Source organism: Desulfocicer niacini, from assembly GCF_054657595.1.
In genome coordinates, this window is the sequence record NZ_BAAHYK010000007.1 from 150,055 (window position 1) to 165,885 (window position 15,831).

General features: G+C 47.6%; 12 protein-coding genes. 10 read left to right on the forward strand and 2 right to left on the reverse strand.

Annotation, left to right across the window (positions count from 1 at the left end; all coding sequences use genetic code 11):
- Positions 1–160: 160 nt before the first annotated feature.
- The 10 genes from tpx (at position 161) to ACYQ2M_RS05550 (ending at position 10,754) form a co-directional block, all read left to right on the forward strand.
- The gene (tpx, locus tag ACYQ2M_RS05505; RefSeq protein ID WP_459915320.1) at positions 161–667 is read left to right on the forward strand and encodes a thiol peroxidase; all 507 of its coding nucleotides are present in this window, start codon (positions 161–163) and stop codon (positions 665–667) included.
- A gap of 352 nt (positions 668–1,019) precedes the next feature.
- Positions 1,020–2,192, forward strand: a complete 1,173-nt coding sequence (msrA, locus tag ACYQ2M_RS05510) for a peptide-methionine (S)-S-oxide reductase MsrA (protein WP_459915321.1) — start codon at positions 1,020–1,022, stop codon at positions 2,190–2,192.
- Positions 2,193–2,227: 35 nt separating this feature from the next.
- Positions 2,228–4,096 carry a thiamine pyrophosphate-dependent enzyme gene (locus ACYQ2M_RS05515; RefSeq protein WP_459915322.1) on the forward strand — a complete coding sequence of 623 codons (1,869 nt, stop codon included), beginning with the start codon at positions 2,228–2,230 and terminating at the stop codon, positions 4,094–4,096.
- Complete coding sequence (locus ACYQ2M_RS05520; RefSeq protein ID WP_459915323.1) at positions 4,093–4,695, forward strand: 2-oxoacid:acceptor oxidoreductase family protein; 603 nt, start codon at positions 4,093–4,095, stop codon at positions 4,693–4,695. The genes ACYQ2M_RS05515 and ACYQ2M_RS05520 overlap by 4 nt, the downstream gene beginning before the upstream one ends.
- 502 nt (positions 4,696–5,197) lie before the next feature.
- On the forward strand, positions 5,198–5,638 hold the full coding sequence (locus ACYQ2M_RS05525) for an Hsp20/alpha crystallin family protein (protein ID WP_459915324.1): 441 nt from the start codon (positions 5,198–5,200) through the stop codon (positions 5,636–5,638).
- Positions 5,639–5,653: 15 nt separating this feature from the next.
- Positions 5,654–6,040 (forward strand): Hsp20/alpha crystallin family protein, encoded by a 387-nt coding sequence (locus tag ACYQ2M_RS05530; protein WP_459915325.1) that lies wholly within the window; start codon positions 5,654–5,656, stop codon positions 6,038–6,040.
- 275 nt (positions 6,041–6,315) lie between these two features.
- Positions 6,316–7,401: a TRAP transporter substrate-binding protein gene (locus ACYQ2M_RS05535; protein ID WP_459915326.1), complete on the forward strand. Its 1,086-nt coding sequence runs from the start codon at positions 6,316–6,318 to the stop codon at positions 7,399–7,401.
- A complete protein-coding gene (locus ACYQ2M_RS05540) occupies positions 7,402–7,953 on the forward strand; it encodes a TRAP transporter small permease subunit (RefSeq protein ID WP_459915327.1) in 552 nt (183 codons plus the stop codon).
- Complete coding sequence (locus ACYQ2M_RS05545) at positions 7,943–9,286, forward strand: TRAP transporter large permease (protein WP_459915328.1); 1,344 nt, start codon at positions 7,943–7,945, stop codon at positions 9,284–9,286. Before ACYQ2M_RS05540 ends, ACYQ2M_RS05545 begins: the two co-directional genes overlap by 11 nt.
- 256 nt (positions 9,287–9,542) lie before the next feature.
- Positions 9,543–10,754: an RtcB family protein gene (locus tag ACYQ2M_RS05550; protein ID WP_459915329.1), complete on the forward strand. Its 1,212-nt coding sequence runs from the start codon at positions 9,543–9,545 to the stop codon at positions 10,752–10,754.
- Positions 10,755–10,804: 50 nt separating this feature from the next.
- On the opposite strand, the gene ACYQ2M_RS05555 is transcribed toward ACYQ2M_RS05550, so the two are convergent.
- Positions 10,805–11,620 carry a hypothetical protein gene (locus ACYQ2M_RS05555; protein ID WP_459915330.1) on the reverse strand — a complete coding sequence of 272 codons (816 nt, stop codon included), beginning with the start codon at positions 11,618–11,620 and terminating at the stop codon, positions 10,805–10,807.
- 779 nt (positions 11,621–12,399) lie between these two features.
- Entirely contained in the window at positions 12,400–14,673 is a 2,274-nt protein-coding gene (locus tag ACYQ2M_RS05560) for a PAS domain-containing hybrid sensor histidine kinase/response regulator (RefSeq protein WP_459915331.1), read from the reverse strand.
- Between the last annotated feature and the right edge of the window lie 1,158 nt (positions 14,674–15,831).

Sequence of the window (15,831 nt, forward strand, 5' to 3'; positions counted from 1 at the left end):
ACCCGCCCGATGCCTTGGCGCAAAAGCGGTGAGAAAAAACTTGAACATCAAGTGATATGACTTATTTTATAAACTTGAGTATCAGAAGTTAACCCCTTTCTGACCCAATGTTATAAACAAGCCTTTAAAATACAACAAGCACATAAAAAAGGAGACAGCCATGACACAGATTACATTAAAAGGAAATCCCATTGAAACCAACGGTCCACTACCGGCCATAGGAACAAAAGCTGCCGAGTTTACCTTGGTGGGAACGGATCTTGCGGATGTGAAACTTAGCGATTATGCCGGGAAAAAAGTTGTTCTCAATATTTTCCCCAGCATTGATACACCGGTGTGTGCCGCGTCTTTGAGGCGGTTTAACCAGGTGGCCGGAGAATCTGATAACAGCGTTGTGCTTTGTATTTCCAGGGATCTTCCCTTTGCCCACAGCCGATTCTGTGAGGCCGAAGGCTTAAAGAACGTGATCCCCCTTTCTGTATTCCGGGATCATGATTTCGGCAAGAATTATGGTGTTAGAATTACCACGGGGCCACTGGCATCTTTATTTGCCAGGGCCATTGTCATTGTGGATGCCGATGGAAAGGTCGCCTATACCGAGCAGGTTCCGGAGATTGCCCAGGAACCCGATTATGATGCTGCCCTGGCCGCCCTGGAAAAATTGTAAATTTCTCGCCCCCCTGAGTTGAAGAGTTGCAGGGCGGCTGCTGTTTTTTCATATAACCCACATGTTCTGTCGGAAACAACGAATATTGAAAGTGGCATTATGCCGCCCCTCCCCCGACGGACAATGGCCCCGGACCGGAACTGTAGACAGCTCGATTGTCCGGTTCCTATTGCCCATCGGGGAAGCGGCTCTGCTGAGGTTGCCTTGAAGGCTGCCTTTTCATATAAAAACCACATGGCAGTAAACACCTGCCACAACGAACAATGAAAAAGCAGTTGCTATCAGCACCCAGTACCCAGCACCTAATACCCAGTACCTGCTTTTTCATATAAAAAAAAACAGGAGGCGCACCATGAAGACTATCTATAATATGATCTTTTTGACTGGTTTGATTGTCGCGGCTTACCTGATTCAGAATACATTTATTGAACAGGAGGTGAGTGCCATGAACGATACCCAGCAGACATTGGAAAAGGCCACCTTTGCCGGAGGATGTTTCTGGTGCATGGAGCACCCCTTTGAAAAAATGGATGGCGTACACTCGGTTATCTCGGGCTATGCCGGTGGCCATCTGGAAAATCCCACCTACGAAGATGTTTCTTCCGGCGCCAGCGGTCATCTTGAGGTGGTGCAGATCACCTTTGATCCTGCAAAAATCAGCTACGAAACCCTTTTAAAAATATTCTGGCAGCAGATTGATCCCACCGATGACGGCGGTTCCTTTGTGGATCGGGGCCAGCAGTATGGCTCTGCCATTTTTTACCAGAATGAAACACAACATCAACTGGCAAACAATGCCAGGGATGCCCTTGATCGGTCGGGGATTTTCAAAGACCCCGTTGCCACTGCCATACGGCCTCTGGAGGCCTTTTATCCAGCAGAAACCTATCACCAAGATTATTACAAGAAAAATCCCCTGCGATATAAATTCTACCGGGGGGGCTCGGGGCGCGACATTTTTATCAAGAAAAACTGGGATCAGCGCGCCCTGGAAAAATTTGAAGCCCAATTGAAAATCAACACCGGGAAAACCCCCGGGTCAGATCTCTCTACATCAGCGATTTCTGCCTTAAAGGAGGATTCCCCATTTGTGAAACCAACGGATGACCAGTTAAAAAAACGCCTGACGTCTCTGCAGTATGAGGTCACCCAGAAAGAGGGAACAGAACGGGCCTTTAACAATGAGTATTGGGACAACAAGGCCCCGGGGATCTATGTAGATATCGTCTCCGGAGAGCCGTTGTTCAGTTCCACGGACAAGTTTGCATCCGGTACCGGCTGGCCCAGTTTCATCCGTCCCATTCAGGGCATTTCGTTGGTGGAAAAGACGGACAATCGCCTGCTCTTTGCTGCCAGAACAGAGGTGCGAAGCCCCCGGGCTGATTCCCATTTGGGCCACGTGTTTGATGATGGTCCGCCCCCCACGGGGTTGCGATACTGCATCAACTCTGCGGCCCTGCGGTTTATCCCCGTGAAAGATCTTGAAAAAGAGGGGTATGGTCAGTATCTGGAATTGTTCAAATAATTTACAACGCGATGTTGAAGTTTTGGGAGGTGATCGTGAAAAAAATTGGTGACATGCTTATCCAGAAAAAACCCTTTAAGGAAATGGTCATGGGCAATACCGCCGTTGTAAGAGCTATGGTGGAGGCGGGCACCCGGGTGGTAACGTCCTACCCCGGGTCCCCCACACCGGAAATCGCAACGGCAATCAACAGTATCTCCGAGGAGAAACGGCCCTTTTATTTTGAGTTTTCCGTCAATGAAAAGGTGGCCACAGAAGTGGCCTTCGGCGCGGCATTGAACGGTAATCTTTCCACTGTGTTTTTCAAGAGTGTGGGCCTTAATGTGGCCCTGGACAGTTTTGTTCAGCTGGGATTGATGAATATCCCGGGGGGGATGGTGGTCATTGTGGGGGATGACCCCGGTGCCAACTCTTCCCAGAACGAGCAGGACAACCGCAATATATTTAGAATGTCGCGTATTCCGGTTCTGGAACCGGCATCCCCCCGGGAAGTCTACGCCTATTATCTCAAGGCGGCGGCCCTGGCAAGACAGGAGCACATTGCCGTGGTGCTTCGTTTAACCACCCATGTATGCCATGCCAGGGAAACAGTGGCCTTTGGGGAGTTTACCGGGTCGGGGGAGTCACATCGCATTGATTTCAGCCCTGACAATGGTCCCTATATCCCCATAGCGGCCCTGGCCCTGGAGATGAAGCGTACCTGCCTTGCCAGGATGCCCCGCATCACGGCATTTGCCGGGGAGCAAGGTTTGAATACCGTTATTGCCGGAAAAAATACCTTGGGCCGCGGAATCATCACCCAGGGGCTTACCTGTCGATCTTTGCAGGATGTGCTCCAGGGCGCAGATGCTGTGCCCGATATTCTCAAGCTTGGGATGATCTATCCCATGAATGCCGGAGAAATTGCAGATTTTCTCAAGTCGCACAACGAGGTGCTTATCCTGGAAGAGTTGGATGATATCCATGAAAAAGAGATAAAATCCCTTGCCTTTGATCAGTCTATTTCGGTGAAAATTTGGGGTAAAAACAGTGAGGAGGAGTTCATTGGAGAGTACACCCCGGATAAAGTTTTGACGGTTCTCCATGGGGTGTGGCCGGACCTTGTGAAACACCATGCCTTGGATGCAGAGTCCTTTTTTGAACCCCCTGTGGTGGTGCCCCCGCGTCCGGCTCAGCTGTGTCCGGGTTGCGGCCATCGAAGTGCTTTTCATGCCATTAAAAAAGCCCTGGGGGATGAGGGTATCACCGTGGCAGACATCGGGTGTCATACCCTTGGATTTCTGCCCCCGTACGAGATGGGACAGGTGCTTCTGTGCATGGGGGCCTCCCCGGGCATTGCATCGGGCTTGTCACTTTTCAACACCAGCAGACGGGTGGTGGCTTTTATCGGGGATTCCACCTTTTTCCATGCTGGGTTGCCCGGTATCATGAATACCCTTTTTAATCATCACAACATCACCCTGATTGTCATGGAAAATGGCACCACTGCCATGACCGGGCATCAGGATCATGCCGGCGGCACCATTCCCATTGTCTCTCTTTTAAAGGGGCTGGGCATTGAAACTGTTTTTTCCTGTGACACCTATCAACAGAAAAATCTCACCGATCATGTGAAGGCCGCCATGGCCGTGGAGGGGTTAAGTGTGGTCATCGCAAAACACCCCTGCATGTTGAAGTTTACCCGGGCTCAGATGAAAAAGCCCGGTTTTGTTGCCCGCCATGTGAAAATTGATAATGCCCTTTGCAGTCGTTCCCATGTGTGTGTGGAGACCTTCGGATGTCCTTCTTTTGTGCGCCATGGCGATGGCAGTGTGAGTGTCAACCATGATCTTTGCATCGGAGACGGTTCGTGTCGGCAGGTGTGTCCGGAAAAAGCCATAGACATTGAAGGAGACAACAAATGACGGATATCTTTAATATTCATATGGCAGGTGTGGGAGGGCAGGGCATTGGACTTCTCAGTCAGACATTGCTTCGTGCCATTGACTGTGCCGGTATTCGTGCCATTGCTGTGGATACCCATGGTCTTGCCCAGCGCGGTGGGGCGGTGATCTCCCGGATTCGCATGGGAGAAGATGCGTTTTCTCCCCTTATCATGTCCCATAGTGCGGATCTCGTCCTTGGAATGGAGATCCACGAGGCCCTGCGGGGAGCCACCATTGCTTTAAGGAAAAAGGGCGTTCTGTGTTATCTGGATGTGGCATGGCAACCCCTTGCAGTACGTCTGGGGCAGGCCGATCCAGTGACGGACACCGAGATTGAAAAGATCTGTGAACACATGGGGGCACGCTGTTTTAAGGTAAAGACAGGTGACATTGAAGATCCGCGTATGCAGAATATGGCGATCATAGGTACCCTTGCTGCCCATGGACTGATTCCCGGGGTGGAGATAGACCATTACCGTATGGCCTTGAAAGATCTGCTGTCAGGATTGGTATTGGAGAAGAATCTATCCCTGTTTGACAGATATGCCGGCCTGAATACCTCCACGGTTATCACTTAAAAAGGGGCGAGCGCTTCCTATAGTCGCAGATGTTGTGATCAACCCCTGAAAATTTTCAGTAAACAAAAGGCGCAGATGTTCATTTCTTCTGCGCTTTTTTTTCTTTTGATATTAATAATGACATTATGCCGCCCGCCGCAACGGTCACCCGCTCCGGCCCCGGACCGTCGGCGGCCCATTTGCCCCCCATGACCCCTTCCCACATGTGTCACCCGTCGCAGGTGGCTGATCCTCCTAATAATACGAATTGCTCATTACTTTGACACATAGAATTAAAAAGTAATAAAGGCAGATTTTTAATAAAAAATAATTAAAATTATATTGACTTAAGATTCGATGGTCTTATTATTTGTTCAAATGGTCGGGATAAAAAACAAGCTCGACGGGAACAGGTTTTCATTGGTATTGAATGGAGCATATACATTAAAGGATTTCCAAAACCAATGTTCCCCCCCGGGTTTTTATGACCATTCATAATCAAATATAAAAAGGAGGATTACGTATGTTTACAAGATGGAGCGATATTGACAGGATGTTCAGTGTAATGGATCTCATGCGGGATAATTTTGATAAACTGTCTTCAAATTATAACAGGCCCCAAGGTTCCAGCTGGATACTTGGCGATGGTGTTCCCCGGATTAATCTTTACGATAAAGGGGAGAATTTCACCATTCGTGCAGAGGTGCCGGGATTTGCCAAAGATGACCTGAATATTAAGATTCAGGGTAATTATCTTGAGATCAGCGGCAAGCGAAATTCCGATGTGCCCGAAGGCTATTCCGTTCACCGGGCGGAACGCGGCACCCTTAATTTTTCAAGAAGCATGACCCTGCCTTCGGATGTGGACAGCAGTAAGGTGGCAGCAACTTTGAAAGATGGGGTACTTGACCTCACCTTACCCAAGGCTGAAGCTGCAAAACCCAAAATGATCACAGTAAATTAAATAAGGAGAATTGTCATGAGTGAAAATAAAGACCTTGTCACAAGTGAAAATAAAGAACTGGAAAAAACCCGCGAACTTCCATCTGTCAGACCTCTGGTGGATATTTTTGAAAATGACTCCGAAATTCTGCTCCATGCAGATATGCCAGGTGTTGTGAAAGAAGATATTTCCATCAACATGGACAACGGGAAATTATATCTCTCCGGTATTCGTCACATGGAAAAAGCCGGTGCAGTGACCTGGGAAGAATTTGGAGATCTCGAATACACAAGGACATTTTCAGTGCCCCAGACCATAGATGTGGCCAAGGTAAGTGCTGATCTCACCGATGGAGTCCTCAAACTGCATCTGCCCAAGTCTGAAGCAGCCAAACCGCGGCGCATCGAGATTAACGCCGCCTGATATTCACCTTCCCGCATCCGGGCCTCCCCTGGGGGCTGGATGCGGGAATTTTTCTATGCCCTCCATGCCGCTGCTGTCAATTCCTGCTGATGTAATTTCTCTCCAGCTGTTTCTATTGAAAGAAAAATTTACAACTATCTAAAATAATTGTTAAAAATAATCTTACATGCTTTGTTATGCAATGAATATCGGTTGACAAAATTGCATGATCAAGGTACTCGTTTATGCTTTAATAGAAGATAAATTTGTCCACATTTAAAGTGTAAGGAGTCCCCATGGAGAGACGATCATTTTTAAAAAAAGCCGGTGCTGGCACGGCAGCAGCTGCAGCAGCCTTGACTGTTGGTGCCCCGGCCGTAATTGCCGGCCCCAAGAAAATCCGGTGGCAGGCCACCTCTTTCTGGAATCCCAAAGTAAAAATCATGTTCGACGGCATTCAGGCGTTCTGCAAAAATGTGGAAGAAATGACCGACGGAAACTTTAAAATTAAACTCTATGGTGGCGGCGAACTGGTACCTCCCTTTGGTGCCTTTGATGCCGTGTCCAAGGGTACCGTGCAGATGGGTTCCGGTTCTCCCTATTTCTGGGCTGGTAAATCCAACGCCTTTAACTGGTTTGGTTCCATTCCCTTTGGCATGAATGCCCAATCCATCAATGCCTGGTTCTATGAGGGCAATGGTCAGGCCTTGATGAATGAACTCTATGATCAGTTTGATCTGGTCCCCCGGGTGGTGGGGAATTCCGGTGTGCAGATGGGGGGCTGGTACAAAAAGAAAATCAATTCCCTGGCGGATTTCAAGGGGTTGAAAATGAGAATCGGCAGTATTGCCGGTAAGGTGCTTTCCGAAATTGGTGTTACCACGGTGATGGTACCCCCGGCGGAAATTTTCCCCTCCCTGGAGCGGGGCGTGGTGGATGCCGCTGAGTTTGTGGGTCCGGTTCATGATATTCTGCTGGGGCTTTACAAGGTCGCCAAGTATTACTACACCCCGGGATGGCATGAGCCCGGACCGGTGCTGGAGCTGTTCTTTAACAAAAAAGCCTACAATGAGCTGCCGGCTCATTATCAGCGTATTCTGGACACGGCCGCCGCCAACATCAATATCCGGACCCTGGCCGCCTTTGATGCGCAGAGTGCCGCCGCCTTGGATAAACTGGTAAAGGAACACGGTGTCAATGTTCAGGTGTATCCCGATGATGTCATGGCAAAGATGAAAACCATTTCCAAAGATGTCATTGAGGCCGAGGCCCAGAAAGACCCCTTTACCCTGAAGGTCCATGAGGATTATAAAGCCTTCCAGGCCAAAACAGCGGTGTGGGGAAATATGTCGGAAAAGGTATATTGGAATACGATGGCCTAAATGATTGAAACCATAAAAAAAATTGTAAGGGCCTGCGACGGAATCAACCAGTGGATCGGCAGTGTGGTGGTCTCCACCGTATTGTTTGCCTTCATACTGGTCATTGCCGGGAATGTGGTGATGCGTTATGTGTTTAACACCAGTTTCGTCTTCATGGCGGAACTGGAGTGGCACTTGTTCGCCTTTGTGTTTCTCATGGGAGCGGGATTTACCCTGCTCCATGACGCCCATGTCCGGGTGGATGTGCTGTATTCCCTCATGGACGGTAAAAGACAGGCCCTGATAAATCTGGTGGGGGTTTTTGTTTTTTTGATTCCCTCCTGTTATCTGGTGTTGAAAACCACCATCCCTTGGGTGGTGGTGGCCTATGAGGTAGGAGAAGTCTCCATAGATCCCGGGGGGATTCCCGCGCGGTTTATTATCAAGGCAGCCCTGCCGGCTGGGTATTTTTTAATGTTATTTCAGGGCCTGCTGCTTGGGATAAAAAGTGCATTATTTCTTTCAGGTAATCCCCTGGAAGATGTGGGGATGAACCAAATAAATGTTGATTGAATTTTTACCCTTCTGGATGGCCGACTACCTGGCGGCTTGGCTGTTTCTGGTGTTGACCATTGCCTTGATGGTGGGATTTCCCGTCACCTTTACCATGATGGGAACCTCTTTTCTGTTTGGACTCATTGGGTTGCCCCCCACCTTTTTTGACCTGTTGCCCCTTCGCATGTGGGGCATCATGGGCAACACCATGCTCATGGCGGTACCGTTGTTTATCTTCATGGGTCTTGCGCTGGAACGATCTGGGCTGGCCCGGGAGCTCCTTGAAGCCATGGAGACGCTTTTTAGAAATGTCCGGGGGGGGCTTGCCATCTCTGTGATTGCGGTGGGTGCCTTGCTTGGTGCCTCCACGGGTATTGTGGGGGCCACGGTGGTGACCATGGGCTTGATGTCTCTGCCCACCATGCTGAAATACAATTACTCCCGGTCCTTTGCATCGGGAACGGTGGCGGCTTCGGGAACCCTTGGCCAGATCATCCCCCCAAGTCTGGTGCTTTTGCTACTGGGACCGGTGATGGATGTGCCCATTGGTGACATGTTCATGGGTGCCGTAATGCCGGGGCTGCTTCTGGTAGGGCTTTATTGCCTGTTCATATTTTTTTCAACTTTTTTTGCCTCCGGACATGTTCCTAAAGTCCATCACGACGGACCGAATTTTGACAGTGCTTTTATCCTGAAGCTTTTAAAAGCCCTGGTGCCGCCGCTATTTTTAATCCTTGCCGTGCTGGGTACCATCTTTGCTGGCATTGCCACCCCAACGGAATCCGGGGCCATGGGAGCTGTTGGGGCGGTCCTTTTAACTGCCTTTAACGGGAACCTCTCGTTCAAGCTGCTCCATGAGGTGGCCCAAGGCACCATAAAGATGACCTGCATGGTGTTTATCATCATCATGGGGGCCACCTGTTTTGCCCTTGTTTTCCGGGGCCTTGGTGGTGATGATTTGCTGCGGGAATTCATTGACAGCTTGCATTTGTCAGGCTGGCAACTGGTGAGCATGGTCATGATCTTTATTTTTGTGCTGGGATTTTTTCTGGATTTCATTGAAATTACCTATATCCATATTCCCATCATAGCCCCCATTGTTATTGACTACGGGTATGATCCGCTGTGGTTCGGAATTATGTTTGCCGTGAACCTCCAGACATCCTTTATGACCCCGCCCTTTGGCCCGTCGTTGTTTTATTTAAAGGGGGTGTGTCCCCCGGAAATCACAACCATGGATCTTTATAAGGGGATTATTCCCTTTGTGATTATCCAGCTCATCGGGCTTGCCATCATTGCCTTTTTCCCGGTCCTTGTTACCTGGCTTCCCCGGATGGTGTATGGCAGTTAGAAAATAGGGGATAGCTGTCCTGTCGGATACAACAAATATAGGGTCGTAGACGCGGAGCCAAATGGTATTATACCGCCGCCGCCCCGACGGGCAATGGTCTCGGACCGGAACTGTAGACAGCTCAATTGTCCGGTTCCTATTGCCCATCGGGGGAGGGGCTCTGCTGAGGTAGGCTTGAAGGCGATCTTTTCATATAAAAAGAAAAATTTAAAGATCACGCTTTTTCTGGTGACATGTCTGGGGGAGGGCGCAACCAATGACCCATGATAAAAAAAATCAGAAGATGGCTCCCTACCGAATCTGGGGGGATAATCTTGATGCCGGGGCGGTGCAGCAGATGGACGATGCCTGTTCCCTTCCCATCGCCATAAAGGGTGCCTTGATGCCCGATGCCCACCAGGGGTATGGGCTTCCCATTGGCGGCGTTCTGGCCGTTGAAGGTGCTGTCATCCCCTATGCCGTGGGGGTGGATATTGCCTGCAGGGTAAAGATGACCCTTCTTGATATTCCTTTTAACGCGTATGAAGAAAACCGGGGAAAATTTAAAATCGCCCTGGAAACCGAAACCCGGTTTGGGGTGGGCGCAACCTTTGCAAGGCCCAAAAATCACGGGGTCATGGATGATGACTGGTCCTTCTGCCACCCGGTGGCATCGTTAAAGGATAGGGCCTGGAAACAGCTGGGCACCTCGGGCTCCGGCAACCATTTTGCCGAATTTGGACGCCTGGTGCTTGACAACGATGCGCTTGGTCTTGAAAAAGGGGTGTATCTGGCATTGATGACCCACAGCGGCAGCAGAGGCACCGGCGCCGATATTGCAAAACATTACAGTACACTTGCCAAGAGACTTCACCCGGAACTTCCCAAAAATTTAAACAACCTTGCCTGGCTGGACCTTAAAAGCTCAGAGGGCCGGGAATACTGGCTGGCCATGGAACTTATGGGCAGATACTCGGCGGCAAACCATGATATTATCCACCAAAGCGTGCTGAATCATCTGGGGGCAACTTCTCTTTTATCCCTGGAGAATCATCACAACTTTGCATGGGAAACACAGCTGGGAAAACGGGAGGTGATCGTGCACCGAAAAGGGGCAACTCCTGCCGGTAAGGGGATTTTAGGAGTGATTCCCGGATCCATGGCATCGCCGACCTTTATCGTCCGGGGGCTTGGCAATGAGGCGTCTCTTTGTTCCGCAGCCCATGGGGCTGGAAGATGCATGAGCCGCACTGCGGCAATCAAACAGTTTGATTGGCCTGAGATTACAGCCGTGCTTGCCGCAAAAGGGGTAACGCTGATTTCTGCCGGCATTGACGAAGCGCCCATGGCATACAAAACCATTGAGACGGTGATGGATCAACAAAAGGATCTTGTGGAAATCATCGCACGGTTTGACCCGAAACTGGTTAAAATGGCACCGCCTGACCGGCATGGGAGAAAGGGTAGAAAAAAAAAGGGCAGGAGATGACAGTTGCTGTATTTTCCAGTGCTTCCTGACATGATAACAGTCCTGAAATTTTAATGGTAAAGGTCCAGTGTTGATTCCATGGGTTCATCTTTATTGTTAAACATCTGTAATTGTGCAGCAATGCGTTGGTAATCAGCCAGAGCAAGCCTTTGCTCAAAGGGGATGGACCTCAGCCCTGGGGCGGTTGTGTTGTTTGCGGGGTGTATATTTCCAATATTTTTCTCCAGAGATGATTGGAGGCTGTCTGCTGTTTTCACAAGGGCATCTGGAAAGGTGCGTGTGAGTGATACCGATGCCATTGGGATCCCCTCGGGGGAAGATGCATGCAACGCCTCTTTTTTTTCTCCGTCCTGGTCTGTTTGAGTGTGTGAGGCAATGGTATCATTTTCTTTGAAAAGACTTGCAACATGTTCCCCGATATCCTTGCCTGTTAGCTTTGAAAAAATTGAATTTACAATCCCTATGGCTGCACCCACCATGCCTCCAAAAAGGCCATCACCCAAAATTCGTGCCGGTGCCTTTATTTCATCATGGGTGATGGCGCGGTAGATGTTGCCGACGATGGGGAGATGCTGTAATGGATTGATAACATCAAGAAAATCCCTAAATGTGAACGTGGTTTTTGGCGTGACACCTGGCTTCTCCGGAAGTTTTTCAATGCCACCTTGTTTGTCAGTGGAAGTTTCCTTATTAAATTCATTCATTGGTGGGGCCGTCTGGGCCATGGCGGAACTCTTGATATGAAAGGTATCTGTCTGTAATGGGAATGGGTCTGGAAAAAAGCTGTCGCCGGCAGCTATCTGTGAGTTTTTTCCTGACAAATTGGGGAAAAGGATCTGCGTGGATGTGGTATTAGAAATGTTCATGATATTGCCCAAATATTTATTTTGTGATTAAACCTGTATTCTAATATGCAGGTTTTGTACCGTTGTTTAAGAGCAATATTTAAAAAATTTGTTGTGTGGTCTTAAGTGATTGTATTTATGAATTTTTTATTTTATAAATTGTTCCGTTGTGATTATCCTTCTTTTCGGATGGGGATATTTTTTGGGAAAATCGTCAATTTCCCAACGCATATGTCATCAATTCCGATGGCGTGATATGTCGTTTCTGGATTTGCTTGCGGCCGGTCTCGTTGCGGATCATGGCGTTGTTGGATTGTTCCTTAGAAGGTGAATTCTCACCATGCTTCCTTTAGCAGACCCTTCGCATTTTTCCGTAACTGTGGGTCGGAAATGTCTATGTTTCCCTTTTCCCTTAGTTTTCACGCACAAGGTTAAAGCGGAGGCGCATTACGAGTGTCAGCGAGTGGCTTCATTTTCAGCGCCTGGTTATACCCTTTCTCTACTATCCGCGAGTTGTGGCCGCAGATATGTTCAGATTTAAATGAACCGCCCTATACTGACCCGCTTGTGGGGTGGTGTACCCGATTATGTGATGTCTTTACCTTGCCGATACCATCCATGTTCCATCTTCAATTTTCCAAAGTCAATATTGGTAAAACAATTAATGATCTTTACGAGACATTCAAAAAGGCATATTAACAGCAGCAACCTCTTAGATACCTAAACGTGCAGCATTCATTCGCTATTCTGAATTTTTTCTGTTCCCTTGAAACTTGTGCATAGGATAATTAAACGCAATATTAGCCTTTGGGCTCATCCAGTACTTTTCGGACGGTTTTTGCCAGATCAGCCTTCAAAACCGGCTTGTTTTCAATTGCCTTTATACCAATTGCTGCTATTAATTGTTCTGAGATTTTTTTGCTGTATCCGGTGCAAAGGATTACAGGAATATCATGTCTGATTTTTATTAGCTGAGCGGCCAGCATATCGCCAGGCATATTCGGCATCGACATATCCGTGATAACCAGATCAAAATCGTTCGGGTTGTTTTTAAACAATTCTAATGCCTCCATACTCCTGGTTTGAACATTCACCTTATATCCCAACCCTTCTAAAATCCGACCGCCCAATTTGGCGATGGGCAGCTCATCGTCAACAAACAGAATCCGCTCTGTCCCGAGAGGCAGCTCACTTTGTTTATATGGGTGGAAGGTATTTTGTGGTTTGGTTACCGGCAAATAGATCGTAAAAGTAGTTCCTTTTCCCAATTCACTATCAACCGTTATTTTTCCGCCATGATTTTCAACAATGCCATGCACCATTGAAAGCCCCATCCCTGTGCCCTCACCAATGTCTTTGGTGGTGAAATACGGAACAAAAATTTGCCCGATGACGCTCGGTGAAATACCGCTGCCGGTATCTGATACGGACAATTTAAGATAATCTCCCATTTGCAAGTCATCCACTGCAGGCGGAAACAAGCCGAAATCAGTCTGTACTTCCTCCAAATTGATTTCCAGTACACCAGTCCCATCTTTCATGGCATGGGCGGCATTGGTGCAAAGATTCATCATGATTTGATGAACCTGTGCTGCATTTCCCATGATCAAAGCATCACTTTCAATGTTTTGCTTGATTTCAATGGTAGTTGGCAGAGATGAGCGAATAAATTTAAGCACTTCTTTGACGATTACATCAACCTGAATCGGCCTTACCTCTTCCTCAGCTTGTCGGGCAAACGTCAGTATCTGTTTGACAAGATCTTTTGCCCGTTTTCCAGCCGTATGTATCTCTTCAAGGTATTCTTCCAGCTCTATACCTTTATCAGTTATATCAAGAGCCAATTCTGTATACCCTATCACGGATGATAAAATGTTGTTAAAATCATGAGCGATACCACCTGCCAAAGTCCCTATGGATTCGAGCTGCTGGGAATGGCGAAGCTGTTTTTCCAGTGCTATCCGTTCGGTTATGTCATTGACCATTTCGATGGCGGCAGTCACCTCTCCATTTTTGTCGAATATGGGTGACGAAACGATGTGGTAATTTCGGGGACCGTTCGCCGCTGGCGTTATGGTCGTGTTTTCATGAACGAATCCGTCTTTTAATGTCCTATACGTCGGGCAGTAATCGCAGATCGCATCACGCGGTGGGTTGTTGAATGCCTGGTAGCAAATCGGGGAGATGCGTGGATCGAGGTCTGGAAACCACTCTCGCATCTTTTGGTTCAGTTCGAGTACCTCCATTGCGGGACTGATCAAGGCCACGCCTATACCGATGTTGTCCATAATAGAGCGAAATTTCTCATTGCTCGAATGTAAGGATGCCTCCACTTGTTTGCGCTTGGATATATTGCCGAGAACACACTGCACTAAATCTGTCTTATCGATCATATAAATATCGGTATCAAAAATTTGCCCGGTCTTCTTTTTTATCCGCGCAGCTCTGTAATGAAGAATGCCGACATCATTCAATGTCTTCTTCATTTCCTGATACGAACCAATATCATCCGGAAAAACGATATTCTCCAAATTATTGCCGATGAGTTCCTCTTTGGAATATTCCAGCATCGCCTCGATGGCCGGATTCACATGACGAATTGTTAATCCGTCTTTTTCGAAAAGCAATATCCCGTCTTTTAATGTGTCAAAAACTTTCCGGTACCGCTCTAACGATTCTGCTAACATATCTTCCAATTGCTTACGCTGGGTGATGTCTTCGATAGCAAGCAGGATGATCCGCTCCTTGCCCATCGCTCGTTTAATCTGCCGGGCATTCAACAGCATTGTGCGCCTGCCGATGCTGGAAAAAACGTGTTCAACCTCATAGTTATTAAAGGTGGTCTTTTCAGGAAGGATGGTTTCCAACAGTTCCCGCAGCTTAGGGATATCCCACTGTTTATTGCCCAGGTAATAGATGCGTTGGCCCACGGTCTCTTCCGTTTTTACCTTGAAAAATTCATAGAAGGAAGGGCTGGCTAAAACTACCCTGAGGTCTTGATCCAGTATCAAAAGGGGGTCACGTATTGTTTCAATGATATCTTCGTATATCTGGGCTGTCCTGATTTTTACCATAGAGCCCTCCTGTCGAAATAAAGCATTGATTTTGTTATAAAAAATGGGGCTGCTGAATATTACGCGTACTGGCATTGTTATTACACGATGTAACGACAACGCGATGTTTCGATTTCAATAGGTATTTATAACGAAATCGATTAACATGATTAAGCTTGAGCAATGGCTCTACTAATGCTTTTTGGAAGGTATTTTATTTCGGCAGCCGCCCCCCTGTCCATTGGGTAGGCTTGGAAATGGTGTTTTTACTATATTGCTTTTATAAAATATGCGCAACATAAACAAAATTTACGCTTACTTGCGTTATTCGTAAGCCACATCACCAGTTTCAACGGCCGCTACGTCGATGGTCGATTAATGATGAATTCACCATGACCGATGCACTCGCGACTTGCAACAGCGAATTGCGGTCCGGTGTAAACATTTGTGTGCGCCCGGTATGGGTGTGAACTTATGGAGTGCAAGTTCCCTATGTGTGAATCCTGCCATGATCAACAGATCATGGCACAAACATTAGCCGACGGCAAAGGCGTTTTCGCGAGGAAAGGTCTGAAGAAGGCCCGAGTGCAAAACTATGAGCCGACGAACAGAAACAAGCATATAAGGCATAGTCTCCGCGGGTAAGTCAGCACAACATGACAAATCCCTGGATTCCGGAGATAGGGTAAATTCAGGGACACCCGGTTGATTTTTTTTAATGGCAAAAGCTGCAGTTCATTTAAAAACAGGAGGCGAAATTTTTATGATATAAAAAACTTTTTTTAAAAGCCTGATTATGGGTTAATACAATTCTGTGTCTTGAAAAAGATTATTTTATTGAAGGCGCATCACCTATTCGACGTTCCCCAAAAGATATTTTCTTATCATATGGCAGGGCTTGTCCAACCAATGGATAAGATTGTGGTTCGTTCCTCACACAATTTATCCTTATTCGTTAGGATTCTTTCATAAATTCACTTAACAAACTTCCCAATTATACTATGCTTTCGCTTGATTTTATTAATAATACGATCGTAATGTCTCATTCGAGTTATTGAGCGGATAATCAGGTAAGCACCGATAGCAATTAAGGCAAGATTGAGCACTCCCAACGGGATAAGAAAGTGTAAAACATGGAGGACATCATAATATTTTGAAGTAGCTATCAGAAGACTCATC

Coding starts and splice junctions, on each gene's coding strand:
- tpx (WP_459915320.1), top strand. CDS start 161: ATGACACAGATTACATTAAAAGGAAATCCCATTGAAACCAACGGTCCA.
- msrA (WP_459915321.1), top strand. CDS start 1,020: ATGAAGACTATCTATAATATGATCTTTTTGACTGGTTTGATTGTCGCG.
- ACYQ2M_RS05520 (WP_459915323.1), top strand. CDS start 4,093: ATGACGGATATCTTTAATATTCATATGGCAGGTGTGGGAGGGCAGGGC.
- ACYQ2M_RS05525 (WP_459915324.1), top strand. CDS start 5,198: ATGTTTACAAGATGGAGCGATATTGACAGGATGTTCAGTGTAATGGAT.
- ACYQ2M_RS05530 (WP_459915325.1), top strand. CDS start 5,654: ATGAGTGAAAATAAAGACCTTGTCACAAGTGAAAATAAAGAACTGGAA.
- ACYQ2M_RS05535 (WP_459915326.1), top strand. CDS start 6,316: ATGGAGAGACGATCATTTTTAAAAAAAGCCGGTGCTGGCACGGCAGCA.
- ACYQ2M_RS05540 (WP_459915327.1), top strand. CDS start 7,402: ATGATTGAAACCATAAAAAAAATTGTAAGGGCCTGCGACGGAATCAAC.
- ACYQ2M_RS05545 (WP_459915328.1), top strand. CDS start 7,943: ATGTTGATTGAATTTTTACCCTTCTGGATGGCCGACTACCTGGCGGCT.
- ACYQ2M_RS05550 (WP_459915329.1), top strand. CDS start 9,543: ATGACCCATGATAAAAAAAATCAGAAGATGGCTCCCTACCGAATCTGG.
- ACYQ2M_RS05555 (WP_459915330.1), bottom strand. CDS start 11,620: ATGAACATTTCTAATACCACATCCACGCAGATCCTTTTCCCCAATTTG.
- ACYQ2M_RS05560 (WP_459915331.1), bottom strand. CDS start 14,673: ATGGTAAAAATCAGGACAGCCCAGATATACGAAGATATCATTGAAACA.